13 protein-coding genes and 1 riboswitch are annotated in these 14,124 nt (G+C 69.6%); of the genes, 9 read left to right on the top strand and 4 right to left on the bottom strand.

All coding sequences use genetic code 11. The features are described from left to right. Window positions 1–6: 6 nt before the first annotated feature. Window positions 7–81, bottom strand: a riboswitch (cyclic di-GMP riboswitch). 247 nt (window positions 82–328) lie between these two features. After that, window positions 329–1,000, top strand: coding sequence for a peroxiredoxin-like family protein (locus tag ACTIMO_RS01270; RefSeq protein ID WP_422390738.1), 672 nt, complete (start codon window positions 329–331; stop codon window positions 998–1,000). A 100-nt stretch (window positions 1,001–1,100) separates the two neighbouring features. Here ACTIMO_RS01270 and ACTIMO_RS01265 read toward each other — a convergent pair whose 3' ends face one another. After that, complete coding sequence (locus tag ACTIMO_RS01265) at window positions 1,101–2,315, bottom strand: ROK family protein (protein ID WP_448181211.1); 1,215 nt, start codon at window positions 2,313–2,315, stop codon at window positions 1,101–1,103. A 71-nt stretch (window positions 2,316–2,386) separates the two neighbouring features. Beyond that, on the bottom strand, window positions 2,387–2,986 hold the full coding sequence (locus ACTIMO_RS01260; protein ID WP_422390737.1) for an SGNH/GDSL hydrolase family protein: 600 nt from the start codon (window positions 2,984–2,986) through the stop codon (window positions 2,387–2,389). Between the two features lie 152 nt (window positions 2,987–3,138). Here ACTIMO_RS01260 and ACTIMO_RS01255 point away from each other — a divergent pair, with 152 nt between their 5' ends. Next, a complete protein-coding gene (locus tag ACTIMO_RS01255; RefSeq protein WP_448181210.1) occupies window positions 3,139–3,723 on the top strand; it encodes a GNAT family N-acetyltransferase in 585 nt (194 codons plus the stop codon). A gap of 7 nt (window positions 3,724–3,730) precedes the next feature. On the opposite strand, the gene ACTIMO_RS01250 is transcribed toward ACTIMO_RS01255, so the two are convergent. Next, window positions 3,731–4,204 (bottom strand): aminoacyl-tRNA deacylase, encoded by a 474-nt coding sequence (locus ACTIMO_RS01250; protein ID WP_422390735.1) that lies wholly within the window; start codon window positions 4,202–4,204, stop codon window positions 3,731–3,733. A 330-nt stretch (window positions 4,205–4,534) separates the two neighbouring features. Here ACTIMO_RS01250 and ACTIMO_RS01245 point away from each other — a divergent pair, with 330 nt between their 5' ends. The 7 genes from ACTIMO_RS01245 (at window position 4,535) to ACTIMO_RS01215 (ending at window position 13,611) form a co-directional block, all read left to right on the top strand. Beyond that, entirely contained in the window at window positions 4,535–6,235 is a 1,701-nt protein-coding gene (locus tag ACTIMO_RS01245; protein ID WP_448181209.1) for an ABC transporter substrate-binding protein, read from the top strand. Between the two features lie 96 nt (window positions 6,236–6,331). Beyond that, window positions 6,332–7,321: an ABC transporter permease gene (locus ACTIMO_RS01240; RefSeq protein ID WP_055766942.1), complete on the top strand. Its 990-nt coding sequence runs from the start codon at window positions 6,332–6,334 to the stop codon at window positions 7,319–7,321. An 8-nt stretch (window positions 7,322–7,329) separates the two neighbouring features. After that, window positions 7,330–8,289, top strand: a complete 960-nt coding sequence (locus ACTIMO_RS01235; RefSeq protein ID WP_055766944.1) for an ABC transporter permease — start codon at window positions 7,330–7,332, stop codon at window positions 8,287–8,289. Between the two features lie 128 nt (window positions 8,290–8,417). After that, on the top strand, window positions 8,418–9,260 hold the full coding sequence (locus tag ACTIMO_RS01230; RefSeq protein WP_055769078.1) for an ABC transporter ATP-binding protein: 843 nt from the start codon (window positions 8,418–8,420) through the stop codon (window positions 9,258–9,260). Beyond that, the gene (locus tag ACTIMO_RS01225; protein WP_422390731.1) at window positions 9,257–10,048 is read left to right on the top strand and encodes an ABC transporter ATP-binding protein; all 792 of its coding nucleotides are present in this window, start codon (window positions 9,257–9,259) and stop codon (window positions 10,046–10,048) included. Before ACTIMO_RS01230 ends, ACTIMO_RS01225 begins: the two co-directional genes overlap by 4 nt. A gap of 57 nt (window positions 10,049–10,105) precedes the next feature. Then, on the top strand, window positions 10,106–12,697 hold the full coding sequence (locus ACTIMO_RS01220) for a glycosyl hydrolase 2 galactose-binding domain-containing protein (RefSeq protein WP_448181208.1): 2,592 nt from the start codon (window positions 10,106–10,108) through the stop codon (window positions 12,695–12,697). Continuing rightward, window positions 12,694–13,611, top strand: coding sequence for an ROK family protein (locus tag ACTIMO_RS01215; protein WP_448181207.1), 918 nt, complete (start codon window positions 12,694–12,696; stop codon window positions 13,609–13,611). Before ACTIMO_RS01220 ends, ACTIMO_RS01215 begins: the two co-directional genes overlap by 4 nt. A 75-nt stretch (window positions 13,612–13,686) precedes the next feature. Here the strand turns inward: ACTIMO_RS01215 and ACTIMO_RS01210 are convergent, their stop codons facing one another. Continuing rightward, window positions 13,687–14,088, bottom strand: a complete 402-nt coding sequence (locus ACTIMO_RS01210; protein WP_448181206.1) for a VOC family protein — start codon at window positions 14,086–14,088, stop codon at window positions 13,687–13,689. Between the last annotated feature and the right edge of the window lie 36 nt (window positions 14,089–14,124).

Below are 14,124 nucleotides of genomic sequence, written 5' to 3'. Positions count from 1 at the left end.
CGCTGGTTCGGTAGCCCGGCTGACCGCGTGGGTCCCGTGGCTTTGCGTCCCCGGCTCGCACCGGGTTTGCCTTTGTCGCCCGGCGGCCACCCGCCGGTCGTCCGTCCTCGTGGACTGCTTCCATTCTCCCGCGCCCTACACGCCCCGGGGTGCGATTACCCCGAATTCTGCCGAAGGATTGGTGCAGGTCCGGCGCAGCGACTCCTCCGGTGCCCAGCACCTGCACCGCGCGGGGAAGCCCGGCACTGCTGTGCTTTTGGTGTGTCCTGGCCCACAATGGTCCTGTCGCGGTTGGAGGCACCCGCGACGGGTTGTGCTGGAGGGAACCATGAAGCAGATACCGGCGTTCACGCGCACCATTGCGTCTCAGGTGGACGGCTACAGGCCGGAATTCGAGGCACGGGTGGGGCCGGAACTCGCCGCGGTCTTCGCCCGCGAGCAGGAGGACCTCCGCCGCGCGGGACTGCCGGAGGGTATCGCCCGCGTCGGTGACCGGCTCCCGGATGCGGTCCTGCACGACGCCGCCGGCCGGACCGTGAGCCTGTCCACGGTGCTCGATGCCGCCGCCGCGATCATCGTCTTCTACCGCGGGTCCTGGTGTCCGTACTGCAGTATCGCGCTCAAGACCTACCAGCGGGAGCTCCGCCCCGTGGTCGAGGCCTTCGGGACCAGGCTGATCGCGGTCAGCCCGCAGGCGCCGGATGTGGCCGCGCGGGGAGGGCGACAGGCCGGACTGCACTTCGAGCTGTACTCCGACGAGGGCAATGCGCTCGCGGCGCACCTCGGCATCGTGACGACTCCCAGCCCGGAGTCGCTGCGGGCCCGGGAGGCCCTCGGCATCGACGTGGCGGGGAGCAACATGGACAGCACTGCCGCCATCCCGTTCCCCACGGTGGTCGTGGCCGATGCGACCGGCACCATCCGGCTGATCGACGTGCGGGTGGACTACACCACGCGGACGGAGACCTACGAGATCATCGACGCCCTCGTGGCGCTGTAGGTCCCCGCCGGCGGCCCGTCCTACCGAGGCTGCCACCAGGGCCGATGCCGGTGCCTCTCCGGCCGGTCGGTCGGGCCGGGTCGAGCGAGGGTCCGCCCGGTCAGGCGAAGGAGACGGAGCGGAGGGACCGGGGTGACATGCGGTCCTGCAGGACGAGGGTCGCCGCGCCGAGTGCCGCGGCGTCGTTGCCGTTGACCGACAGGCGCACCTCGACCGGATGGATGGCGCGCGCCATCGCCCGCCGGGAGAGCAGCCCGCTGATGATGTCCACATAGAAGGCGCCGGCCGTCGAGAACGCGCTCCCGGCGAGGACGATGAGCTGGAGATCGAGGAGGTTGACCATGGAGATCACGGCACTCGCCACGTACTCGGCAGAGTTCCGGATGAGCTGCAGGGCCACGGCGTCCCCGTCCGCCGCGGCGGTGCCGAGTGCGGCGAAGTCCTCGGAGATGACGCCTGTCAGGGGGATGCCCAGCTCGCCGCGCGCTGCCGCTTCTGCAGCCTGTGCGACGACGACGCGCGGACTCGCGTACAGCTCCAGGCACCCGATGTTGCCGCAGGGGCAGGGCAGTCCGCGGGCGTCGACGGTGACGTGGCCGATCTCGCCGACGTTCGAGCTGACGCCCTGGTAGATGGTGCCGTCCATGACGATGCCCGAGCCGATACCGGAGCCCATGTAGACCGAGGCGTAGTTGGCATAGCCCTCGGTGGCTCCGAGCCAGTACTCGCCGATGGCGGCGGCGGTGGCATCGTTGTCGAATTCGCAGTGGAAGCCGGTGGTGGAGGTGAGGGCGCGCCGGATGGGGAAGTCGCTCCACGTCTCGAGCGAGGGCGCGTTCCGGACCGTGCCCGCTGCCCGGTCGAGCGGCCCCGGTGTGGCGATGCCCATGCCGACGATGCTCGTCCGGTCGACACCGGACTCGAGGATGAGGGCGTCGATGTCGCGGGTCATCCTGCTGACCACGGTCAGGGGCGAGGTTCCGCCCGGGCCGTCCACGCGTCGCCGCCCCACCACGTGGCCCCGGAGGTCCGAGATGATGTACGTGATGTAGTCCTGGTCGATGTGCAGTCCGACCGCCAGGCGCGACGCCGGATTGAGTTCCAGGAACATGCGTGGCTTGCCGCCTGTCGACTCGCCGCGACCGGATTCGACGATGATGTCCTCGGTGAGGAGGGTGCGCACCAGGGTCGAGATGGTGGCCTGGGTCAGCCCGGTCTTCTCGGCGAGTTCGACCCGGCTGATGGGCCCGCTGGAGCGGATCAGGTCGATGATCTTGCCCCGGGAAGACTCGCGGCGGCGGGTCTTTTCGATCACGGTCAATGGTAGCTCAGCGGCCAAGGAAGTTGAAGGAGCAACCTTTTGCGGGCCGGCCCCCGGAGGCATCGTCACGCTGCCCCCACGGTCCTCGACCAGGCTGCGGCGATCTCCCGGTGTCCGCGCTCGGTGGGGTGCACGCCGTCAGCGGCGAGGGCAGGGGCGCCGAGTGTCCGGGCCAACCGGTGGAGGACCGCGTCGATGGGTACGAGGACTGCGCCGAACTCCTCGGCGAGCAGGTGTACGACCTCGATCCGCGGATCGAGGTCGTCCCGCCACCGCTCCTGGTCCTCGGTGACGGGAAGTACGAAGGGTTCCAGGAGGACGATCCGCGTGGTCGAGGGAAGAGCCGAGAGCAGGAGCCGGTACCGCTCGGCGAAGGCGCCGTGATCCGAGCGCTCGCCGGTGTCATGCAGGCGCCAGGTGTCGTTGATGCCGATCAGCACCGAGACGTGGTCCGGGTGCCGTGCGACGACGTCGGCCTCCCATCGGTCGCCGAGGTCGGCGAGGCGGTCGCCGCCGACGCCCGCGTTGGCGACCCGGACACCCCGTGGGACGAGCGTCGACGCCAGCTCGCGGACGTAGCCGGAACCGAGCCCCGCCGGGTCCTCGCGCCGGCCGCAGTCGGTCACGCTGTCCCCGGCGAAGATCAGGGACCCGTGGACGTCCATCGGCACTCCTTTCATTGCTCACTATCTTTAGTGCACTAAGTTAGTCCATCCGGGCAACCTCCCGGATACGGGACCCGCGACTCCGCGCCTGCAGGCCGCGATGGAAGGATGGGAGGGGCACGAATGACGCCTCACGAGGATGACCAGCGACCATGCACCTGACCCTAGATCCGGTCCCCTTCGACGCCCCCGAAGCGCACGCGCTCCGCACTGCCCAGCAGGCGGAGCTGCACGTCAGGTACGGAAGCGAGGATCACGAACCCGGCGAGCAGCCGACGGCCGCCAACGTGCACTTCTTCCTCGTCGCCCGGACCGAGGACGGAAGGGCTGTGGGGTGCGGCGGGCTGCGACCGCTCGCAGGCGGCGGCCTGGAGGTGAAGCGGATGTACGTCCTGCCGGAGCTTCGCGGCAATGGCGTCGCGACGGCGATACTGCGGCGGATCGAGGACGAGGCACGGGCCCGGGGCGTCGCGGAACTGCTGCTGGAGACCGGGATGGGGCAGCCCGATGCGATGCGCTTCTACGAGCGCGAGGGGTACCACCGCATCCCGGCCTTCGGCGCCTACGTCGGTGAGGACCACTCCGTCTGCTACGCGAGGGTACTGGGTGCTCCTGCCGCGACGTCGGGGTCAGCCGTCGGCCCCGCAGCTGCCGGCGCGGGAGCCGCCGGCGCTCAACCCGGCGTCGAACCCGGCGCGGGAGCCGCCGGCGCTGAATGCGTCCTGCCGAACCGGTGAACGGGACCTAGGACGTGATGTCACCCGTCACGGCGCCCAGCGAGTCCAGCAGCGCGTCGGCGTCGATGAAGAGCAGGTGGTCCGCGGATCCCGATCCCATGCCGATCCGTCGACCCCTGATGCGCTCGTCCGCGTAGACCGGCAGGACCGTCGAACTGCCCAGCGGCGTGATGGTGCCCGGGGCGTAGCCCGTGACCTCGAAGGCGGCGTCCGGGCGAACGAGGGAAGCCTTGTTGACGGACAGCAGGGCGCGGAGCTTGGCCCAGTCCAGGCGCCGGGTCCCGGGGATCAGCACGAAGACCGTGATGCCCCCGCTGATCTTCGCCACCATCGTCTTCACGCCGTCGTCCTCGGACAGGCCCTGTGCGGCGGCCACCTCGTCGAACGTGCCGTCCTCGTGCCGTGCCACGAGGACGATGTCGAGGCCCCGGGCCTCCGCGTCACGCTCGGCGGGGGAGGGGTGGGTGCCGTCGATGTCCATGGTGCCCATCGTAGGGCCGCGCGGCCTCGCTGCGGCCGGGCGTGATGGTGCTTCCCCGCGATGACGACGGCAGGGTGGCGGGCGGCGCCGACCAGGCCGGTGGGGCGAGGGTCCTGGCGGACCGGGATCCGGTGCAGGACGACGGCTGCGCTTCATGGAGGAGTGTGGCGGCTCTGCTGGGGCAGCACGGAGGGGCCACGCTTCGGGACGCACGTCGGACACTTACTTGACTTAGATAATAAAGTCGCCTAAGAAAGTACCCAACGGTTTACCTCGGGTGGTCGAACCGGCCGGCGGCACCGTAGCCGCCCACGATTGAAAGGTACGAAGATGTCCTCATCACTTTCGGGAACCAGGCGCCTGAGTCTGGCAGCAGCCACGATGCTCAGCGTCGCAACCCTCGCCCTCAGCGGCTGTGCGGGCGGCGGGGGAGCATCGAATGACGCCGGCGGCTCGGAGAACACCTCCGTCACCGTCTTCAACGGCGCGACCGGGACCATCTCCGAGAACTTCAACCCGTTCTCCTCCACGGCGCTCCAGCCGACCCTCGGCGTGATCTTCGAGCCGCTCTTCTGGTACAACGCGGCATCCGACGAGCCGCCCACCCCGCTCCTCGCGGAATCGTTCGAATGGAACGAGGACGGCACGCAGCTCACCATCACGACGCGCGAGGGCGTCCAGTGGTCCGACGGCGAACCCTTCACCGCGAACGACGTCGCCTTCACCTTCAACCTCGTCAACGAGACGCCGGAGCTCAACACCACGGGCCTGGCCGCCACGGCGGAAGCCACCGATGACACGACGGTCGTCCTGACGTTCACCGAGAACTCCTTCATGCAGGAGCCCAGCGTGCTCGGCAACCGCGGGATCGTCCCCGAGCACATCTGGAAGGATGTCGCGGATCCGATCACCGAGATCAACTCCGACCCCGTGGGCACCGGACCGTTCAAGGTCAAGGACTTCACGGCGCAGAGCTACCTCCTGGAGAAGAACGATCTCTACTGGGAGGAGGGCAAGCCCGCCATCAACGAGGTGCGCTACATCTCGCTCGACACCGCGGACGCCGCGACGGGCGCGCTGCTCGCCGGGGAGGTGGACTGGATGAGCTCCTTCCTGCCGGGCCTCGAGCAGATCCTCGCGGACAACGAGAACCTGTCCTACGTCAACACCCCCGCGCTGACCGCCTCCATCTTCACCTGCTCCAACGAGGCCCTGGGCTGTGAGGGACCGCAGACAGACCCCGCCGTGCGCCAGGCCATCTACCAGGGCATCGACCGCGAGCAGCTGAACGCCCTCGCCGGCGGAGGCTTCGCCGGTACGGCATCCCCCACCCTGGTGCTCCCCGAGCGGGATGCCGACTGGATCGCCGATCCTGCCAACACCGAGACGCCGGCCAACGCCGATGTCGAGGGAGCCAAGAAGGTGCTCGAGGACGCCGGATGGGTCGAGGGTTCGGACGGCATCCGCGAGAAGGACGGCGAGCGGCTCTCCCTCGGCATCCAGACGGTCACCGGCTACAGCGACTTCATCTCGCTGAACGACGCCATGTCGCAGCAACTGCGCGACGTGGGGATCGAGCTGAACCCGACGTCCATCACCTACAACGAGTGGGTCAACAACCTCAACATCGGCGAGTACCAGCTCACGCTGGAGTCGATCGGCCTGCAGCCCTCCAACAATCCGTACTACTCCTACGAGAAGTGGTACAACTCGGCGAACACGACGCCGGTGGGTGAGTCGGCGCTGAACAACAACACCTCCCGCTACAGCAACCCGACGGTCGACGAGGCGCTCGCCGTCGCGCGCTCCACCAACGACGAGGCGGTGCAGAAGGAGCAGTACGGGATCATCCAGGAGGAGATCGTCCGGGACATGCCGTACATCCCCATCTACGTGAACTCGCTGCTCACCGAGTTCAACACCGAGCGCGCCACCGGCTGGCCCACCAACGAGGACCCCTACGCCCTCGCCGCCACCTGGAAGGCCTGGGACAACGGGATCGTCCTGAAGAACATCACCCCCGCCCAGTAGGCTCCCCTCCGCACCACGGGCAGGACGGCGCGTCCCACCGACGCGCCGTCCCGCCCCCGGGCGCGGACCTCGACCCGTCGTGGAAAGTCGATCGCCATGAAATACATCCTGCAGAAGCTCGGGTTCTACCTCGTCGCCTTCTGGGCCGCACTGACGGTCAACTTCTTCCTCCCGCGGCTCCTTCCGGGAAATCCGGTGGACATCATGCTCGCGAAGCTCGCGCAGCGCGGACCGGTCACTCCCGAAGCGCGCGAGGCCGTCGAACTCCTCCTCGGCACCAACACCCAGGCGCCGCTGATCGTGCAGTACTGGCAGTACCTCGGCAAGCTCTTCACCCTCGACCTCGGGACGTCGGTGGCCTTCTTCCCGGCGTCCGTCACGGACATCATCGCGCAGACGCTGCCCTGGACCATCGGGCTCATCGGCGTCGCCACGGTCATCTCGTTCGTCCTCGGGGTGGGCCTCGGGATGCTTGCCGGGTGGAAGCGCGGCTCGTGGCTCGACAACCTGATCCCCGTGACCACCATGCTGCAGTCGGTGCCCTACTTCTGGCTCGCGCTGATCCTCCTGTTCGTGCTCGGCGGCATGTGGGACCTGTTCCCGCTGAACGGCGGCTACAACGTCTACGAGGTCAGCCCCGGCTGGAACTGGGCCTTCATCAGCAGTGTCGTCTACTACGGGACGCTGCCCGCCCTGACCATCGTGATCTCCTCGGTGGGTGGCTGGATGCTCGGCATGCGCAACATGATGGTCTCCACCCTCTCCGACGACTACATCCTGACGGCCGAGGCCAAGGGCCTGCGTCCCCTGAGGATCATGACCACCTACGCGGCACGCAACGCCGTGCTGCCGTCGGTCGCGGGATTCGCGATCTCGCTCGGCTTCGTGGTGGCCGGGTCGATCGTCACCGAGGCCGTCTTCTCCTACCCCGGCATCGGCTCCGCCCTGCTGAACGCCGTCGGCAGCAACGACTACTCGCTCATGCAGGGCCTGTTCCTGGTCATCACGCTGTCCGTCCTCGGCGCGAACCTGCTCGTGGACCTCCTCTACTCGTTCATCGATCCCCGCACCCGGGCCCGAAGCTAGGATCCGCCATGACCGCCACCACGCAGGACCCGGGGATCGCCGCCACCAGCGCGCGCTCCACCCGGTCGAGACGATCAATGCCACCGATGACGCCGAAGCTGGCCATCGGGCTCCTCATCGCCGGCAGCATCATCCTCTTCGGGATCATCGCCCCCTTCTTCGTGGGTGATCCCTCGGAGGTCGACAACGTGGGCCTCGCCGGCCCCGCCGACGGCTTCATCCTCGGCACCACCCAGACCGGGCAGGACGTCTTCGCGCAGCTCGCGTACGCGACGCGCGGATCGCTCACCGTCGGCTTGATCGTCGGCATCCTGACCCTCTTCCTGTCCGCGTTCTTCGGGATCATCGGCGCCTACTTCGGGGGCTGGCTCGACGAGTCCTTCTCCCTGTTCACCAATGTCATGCTCGTGATCCCGGGGCTCCCGCTGGTCATCATCATCTCCAGCTACGTCCCGGAGAAGAGCATCCTCCTGGTCTCCGTGGTCCTCGCCATCACCGGCTGGGCCGGGTCGGCGCGCGTGCTGCGCGGCTTCACCCTGAGCGTGCGGAACCGCGACTACGTCGCCGCGGCCCGGGTGTCGGGCGAGAAGCCCTGGCGCATCCTCGGCGTCGAGATCCTCCCCAACCTGATCCCGCTCCTCGCCTCGCAGGTGGTGTTCGCCGTCATCTTCGCCATCCTGGGCGAGGCCGGACTGTCCTTCCTCGGCCTCGGCGCCGCGGACTCCTTCACCTGGGGCACCATGCTGTACTTCGCGCAGAACGGCCTCGCGCTGAGGCTGGGCGCCTGGTGGTGGTTCGTCCCGCCGGGACTGCTGATCGCCCTCTTCGGCGCGGCCCTCGCCCTCATCAACTTCTCGATCGACGAGATCATCAATCCGAAGCTGCGCTCGCAGACACGGGCCACCCGGCGCGGCTGGAAGCTATCGAAGGCAGAACTGCGCGCCGCCACCAAGGAGGACGTCCTGTGAGCAGCACCGACCAGGGAGCCCATTCCGTCAGCATCACCGACGTCGGCGCACGCGGATCCGCGGACGAGGCGCGGCCCGGACGCGAACGCCGCACCGAGCGGGCCGCCGAGGCCCGCGAGCACCCGGTCCTGACCATCGAGGACTTCAGCGTCGAGTACAAGGGCGACCGCGTGGTCCGAGCGGTGAAGAACGTGACGCTCTCGCTCGGCCGGGGCGAGATCCTCGGTCTCGCGGGGGAGAGCGGCTGCGGGAAGTCCACGCTCGCCTACGGCATCAACCGCCTCCTGAAGCCCCCCGCCGTCATCACCGGCGGCACCGCCCACTTCCATTCGCGCGAGGGCTACGTGATCGACCTCAACGAACTCAGCGGGGAGGAGCTGCGGGCCTTCCGCTGGGACAAGATCGCGATGGTCTTCCAGGGGGCCATGAACTCGCTCAACCCCGTGATCACGGTCCAGCGGCAGATGGAGGACATCTTCTCCACGCACCGCCCCGACCTGTCCAGGAAGGAGCGCCGGACCCGGTGCGGCGACCTCCTGGAACGCGTCGGGGTGGATCGGGCCCGCCTGCGCTCCTACCCGCACGAGCTCTCCGGCGGCATGCGCCAGCGCGTCATGATCGCCATGGCCATGGCGCTGGACCCGCAGGTCATGATCATGGACGAGCCGACCACCGCCCTCGACGTCGTGGTCCAGCGCGAGATCCTGCGCGAGATCACGCGCCTGCGCGCCGATCTCGGCTTCGCCGTCATCTTCATCACGCACGACCTCCCGCTCCTGCTGGAGATCAGTGACCGCATCGCGGTCATGCGCGAGGGCGAGATCGTGGAACTCGGGGACGCCGTCGAGCTCTACACGAACCCGCAGCACGACTACACCAAGAAGCTGCTCGCCTCCTTCCCCAGCCTGACCGGCGAACGCGGCGACTTCATCCGCGGAGGAACGCGGCACCAGGACGGAGGACAGGCATGAGCGCACTCGAGGTCAGGGATCTGGTCAAGGAGTACCGGCTGCGCAACGGGCTGCGGTCCAGCACCCTGAAGGCCGTGAACAATGTCAGCTTCTCGATCGACAGCGGCCGCACCGTGGCCCTCGTGGGACAGAGCGGCAGCGGCAAGTCCACGCTCGCCAAGCTGCTCATGCAGCTCGAACGGCCCACATCCGGCAGCATCCTGCTCGACGGCGAGCCCGTGAGCAGGCGGGGTGCAGGGCTCCGGCAGTACCGCAGCGACGTGCAGATGGTGTTCCAGGACCCGTTCGCCTCGCTGAATCCCTACCACACCATCGCCCACCACATCGGCCGGCCCTTGATCCTGCACGGCAAGGCGACGGGCCGCGACGAGGTCATGGCCGGTGTCATGTCGCTGCTCGAGAGGGTACGGCTGGACCCCGATATGGCCCAGCGCAAGCCGCACGAGCTCTCCGGCGGCCAGCGCCAGCGCATCGCGATCGCCCGCGCCCTCGCGCCCGAGCCGAAGATCCTCGTCGCCGACGAGCCGGTGTCCATGCTCGATGTCTCGATCCGCCTCGGAGTGCTCAACCTCCTGGCCGACCTGCAGCGCGAGGAGAACCTCGGCGTCTTCTATATCACGCACGACCTCGCCACCGCACGCCACTTCTCGGACGACATCCTCGTGATGTTCAAGGGCGAGATCGTGGAGCGCGGCCCGGCCGACGACGTCATCCTCAACCCCCAGCACGAGTACACGCAGCTCCTCGCGGAGGCCGCGCCCAACCCGGAGAAGCGCCTCAGCGCCTGACCCCGGTCCCCGAACCACAGGCGGCGCAAGCCGCCGCAGACCTACTGGAGTACGCGCATGAACACCTTCACCCCCGCACCGCAGGCCCTCGACCTCGGCGGAAGCTGGAACCTCACCTGGACCGCCGGACCGGTGGATGCGCCGTCGTACGCGACGTCCGGAGCGCCCATCCGGGCCTCCGTGCCCGGCCAGGTGCACACGCACCTCATGGCCGCGGGCCTGCTCGACGACCCCGATGTGGGGCTTCGCGAGGCGGACCAGATGTGGATCGGGCACTCGCAGTGGACGTACGCCCGCCACTTCGCATGGGACGGCACGATCGCGGGGGAGCGGATCGAGCTCGTGGCCGAAGGGCTGGACACCTTCGCCACGGTCACGCTGAACGGCCACGAGGTGGCCGTGACGGCGGACCAGCACATCGGGTACCGCTGGGACGTGGCCCACCTGCTCCTTCCTGGCGAGAACCTGCTCGAGATCCGCTTCGGATCAGCCTGGGACGCCGCGCACGAGTGCGAGGTCCAGGTTGGTGAGCTGCCCCGGCCGTACGACGAGCCGTACCCCTTCGTCCGCAAGAGTGCCTGCAACTTCGGGTGGGACTGGGGACCCCACTACGTCACCGCCGGCATCTGGCAGCCCATCCGCCTCGAGGCTTGGTCCGGCGTGCGGATCGATTCGATCCGCCCCGACGTGACGCTCGACGGCGGTTCGGCCCGCGTCGGCATCACCGTGGGCCTCGACCGGCAGGGGACGACGTCGGACGTGTCCGTCACGGCCGTCCTGACCGCGCCCGACGGCTCGGAGGTGGCCCGCAGCAGCGTGGCGGCCGGGGCCGACCGGGCGGTGCTCGCGCTCGAGGTCGCCGATCCCGCGCTGTGGTGGCCGACGGGCCTCGGGGACCAGCCCCTCTACGGCCTGTCCGTGACGGCCGGGACCGAGGGCCACGTGCTCGCGGAGGGCACGCGCCGTATCGGCCTGCGCACCGTCGTTATCGAGGAGGAGCCGGACGCCGTCGGCACCACCTGGGCCCTCGTGGTCAACGGCAGGCGCGTCCGCGTGCGCGGCTACAACTGGATCCCGGACGATCTCTTCATCGCCGAGGTGACGGAGGAGCGGCTCGGCCGGCGCCTGGACCAGGCCGTGGACGGCGGAGCCAACCTCCTGCGCATCTGGGGCGGCGGATACTTCTCCACCGAGGAGTTCATGGCCGGCTGCGACGAGCGCGGCCTGATGGTGTGGCACGACTTCCTCTTCGCCTGCGCCGCCTACGACGAGTCCGACGCCATGATCGAGGCCGTCACCACCGAGGCCGAGCAGGCCGTGGCCCGCCTGTCCGCGCACCCGAGCCTCGTCATCTGGTGTGGCGGCAACGAGTGCGTCTGGGGCATGTACGACTGGGGCTGGCCCGAGATCCTGCAGGGCCGCCCGTACGGCGCCGCCTTCTACACCGAGGTCCTCCCGGGCGTCATCGGGCGTCTCGATCCCTCGCGCCCCTACGTCCCCAACAGCCCGTGGGCGGGGTCGCTGGAGAAGCACCCCAACAGCCGTGACGAGGGACCCGTCCACATCTGGGAGGTGTGGAACACCGTCGACTTCGTGCACTACCGCGACGTCGATCCGCCCTTCGTCTCCGAGATGGGCTGGTGTGCGCCCCCGGCCTGGTCCACCCTGCGCCGTGTCGTGACGGAGGGGGACCTCGTGCCCGACAACCCGCAGGTGGCGCACCACATGCGTGCCGCGGACGGCATGGAGAAACTCGCCCGCGGCCTCGAACCCTACTTCGGTGCCCCCGAGGCTGCGGAGGACTGGCACTACCTGACCCAGATGGTGCAGGCACGCTCGCAGGCGGTCGGCGCCGAATGGCTGCGGACCCGCGAACGGTGCGCCGGTGTGGTCATCTGGCAGCTCAATGACTGCTGGCCCGTGCTCAGCTGGTCGGCGGTGGACGGTGACGGCATCGAGAAGCCCGTCTGGTACGCGCTCCGCCGGTCCTTCGCCGAACGGATGCTCGCGATCGTCCCCTTCACTGCGGGCGGAACCGACGACCCCACCGGTCCGGACGGACTCGAGATCGTCCTCGTCAACGACGGGCTCGACGCGGCTTCGGTCGACGTCGTCGTCCGCCGCCTGACGCTCGACGGCGCCGAGGTGGGACGGGCGGAGCTCACCCTCACGGCAGCTCCGGACGGGACGGCGCGCACGGCGCTCCCCGCCGCACTCACCGAGGCGAGCGACCGCGAATTCCTCGTGGCGGACGCCGACGGGCTGCGCTCCACCTGGTTCTTCGTCCCCGATGCGGCGCTCGCGCCGTCCGGACCGAGCTTCACGGCGCGCGCCTCGGCCGATGGCGGGTTCCTCCGCATCACCGTCGAGGCGGGGTCGCTGCTACGGGACCTGTGCGTCTTCGCGGACCGCCTCGCCGACCTGCTGGACGTCCCGGCGCCGGATCTCACCGTCGACGACATGATGGTCACCCTCCTGCCCGGCGAGACCGTGACCTTCACCGTCAGCCGGCGGGACGGCGCACCCCTCACCGTGCCCGCAGACCTGTCGGTGGCGGAGCGGTCCCCGGTGATCCGCTGCATCGGTGACAGCGCTGCCCTCGCGGGCACGCCACGGCCGGACGCCGCGGAAGGGACCGCGGCGTCATGATCGCCGGTATCGAGACGGGTGGCACCAAGGTCATCTGTGCCGTCGCGGATCCCCGGGACCCCGGGAGCCCGGTCGACCAGGCGCGCATCGACACCACCTCACCCGCGGAGACCCTCGCGGCGGTCCGCGCCTTCCTCGCTCCGTACGCCGTCGACGGGCGGTTCGACGCCGTCGGGCTGGCCTCTTTCGGGCCGGTCGAGGTCGACGCCGCGTCCCCCCGCTACGGCCGGATCACCTCCACACCCAAGCCGGGCTGGCGCGACACCGACCTCATCGCCGGTCTCGGCCTCGTGGACGGGACGCCCGTCCGCCTCGTCACGGACGTCACCGGGGCTGCGCTCGGTGAGCACCGGTTCGGTGCGGGCCGGGGCGTCGCGGACCTCGCCTACGTGACGGTGGGAACGGGGATCGGTGCCGGCATCGTGGTGAACGGGGCGCCCTTCACGCTCCGCAGCCACCCGGAACTGGGACACCTGGTCATCCGACGGCACCCGGAGGACTCCTTCCCGGGCGTGTGCCCCTTCCACGGGGACTGCCTGGAGGGACTCGCCTCGGGTCCCTCCGTCGCTGCCCGGTGGGGACGCCCGGGCCACGAGCTCGGATCGCTGCGCCACCGCGCGGTGGAGTTCTCGGCCTACTACGTGGCCCAGCTGCTGGCCACGGTCACCTATGCGGCGGCGCCGCAGCGGATCGTCGTCGGGGGCGGGGTGCTGAAGACGCCGGGGCTGCTCGACGCCGTACGGGAGCAACTGGCCCTGCTGGTGGGCGGCGCGCTCGCCGATCACCCGCTGACCGACACCCGCAGCGGCTACGTGGTCAGGCCCGCCCTCGGGGACGAGTCCGGGGTGCGTGGCGCGCTGTCCTTCGCCGGTGAGGCGTTGCCGCTGGGCGCGGCCCTCGCGAGGGCGGGCTGAGCCGAGGCGGAACTCCGGCCGCTCCAGCCAAGGGATCGACCGGTCGCACGGTCGCACTGTCGGGGGCCGGGTCGGCTATTCCTCGGGCTCGTAGCCGATGAGCCAGTGCAGGCCGTGGCGGTCGGTCACCTGGCCGTCCGTGGCTCCCCACGGCTTCCTCGCCAGGGGATCGGTCACGGAACCGCCGTCGGCGAGGGCGTCGAACCACCTGTGCAGGACCGCGGGTCCGGCGGTGCCGAGGAGCGACAGCAGGACGCCCTCGAGCCGGACGGTGGTCCCGCCGTCGGGAGCGTCCGATCCGCCCAGGGCGACCACGCCGTCGAGCACCCCGTGCGCCACGGCGTCCGTCGGTCCGTCGGTCCTGCCGAACTCCTCGTACGTGTGGAGGGTCAGATCACCCCCGAAGGTGTCCCGGTAGAAGCCGAGGGCCTCACGTGCCGTGCCCGGGAAGCTGAGGTAGACGAGGGGTGCAGCCATGGGATGTGCTCCTGACGCTCGATCATGGTCGGTCGG

The sequence above is a fragment of the Arthrobacter sp. CP30 genome, from assembly GCF_053470025.1.
This window is presented reverse-complemented; position numbering and strand designations above follow the sequence as displayed.

Coding starts and splice junctions, on each gene's coding strand:
- ACTIMO_RS01270 (WP_422390738.1), top strand. CDS start 329: ATGAAGCAGATACCGGCGTTCACGCGCACCATTGCGTCTCAGGTGGAC.
- ACTIMO_RS01260 (WP_422390737.1), bottom strand. CDS start 2,986: ATGGACGTCCACGGGTCCCTGATCTTCGCCGGGGACAGCGTGACCGAC.
- ACTIMO_RS01255 (WP_448181210.1), top strand. CDS start 3,139: ATGCACCTGACCCTAGATCCGGTCCCCTTCGACGCCCCCGAAGCGCAC.
- ACTIMO_RS01250 (WP_422390735.1), bottom strand. CDS start 4,204: ATGGACATCGACGGCACCCACCCCTCCCCCGCCGAGCGTGACGCGGAG.
- ACTIMO_RS01245 (WP_448181209.1), top strand. CDS start 4,535: ATGTCCTCATCACTTTCGGGAACCAGGCGCCTGAGTCTGGCAGCAGCC.
- ACTIMO_RS01240 (WP_055766942.1), top strand. CDS start 6,332: ATGAAATACATCCTGCAGAAGCTCGGGTTCTACCTCGTCGCCTTCTGG.
- ACTIMO_RS01235 (WP_055766944.1), top strand. CDS start 7,330: ATGACCGCCACCACGCAGGACCCGGGGATCGCCGCCACCAGCGCGCGC.
- ACTIMO_RS01225 (WP_422390731.1), top strand. CDS start 9,257: ATGAGCGCACTCGAGGTCAGGGATCTGGTCAAGGAGTACCGGCTGCGC.
- ACTIMO_RS01220 (WP_448181208.1), top strand. CDS start 10,106: ATGAACACCTTCACCCCCGCACCGCAGGCCCTCGACCTCGGCGGAAGC.
- ACTIMO_RS01215 (WP_448181207.1), top strand. CDS start 12,694: ATGATCGCCGGTATCGAGACGGGTGGCACCAAGGTCATCTGTGCCGTC.
- ACTIMO_RS01210 (WP_448181206.1), bottom strand. CDS start 14,088: ATGGCTGCACCCCTCGTCTACCTCAGCTTCCCGGGCACGGCACGTGAG.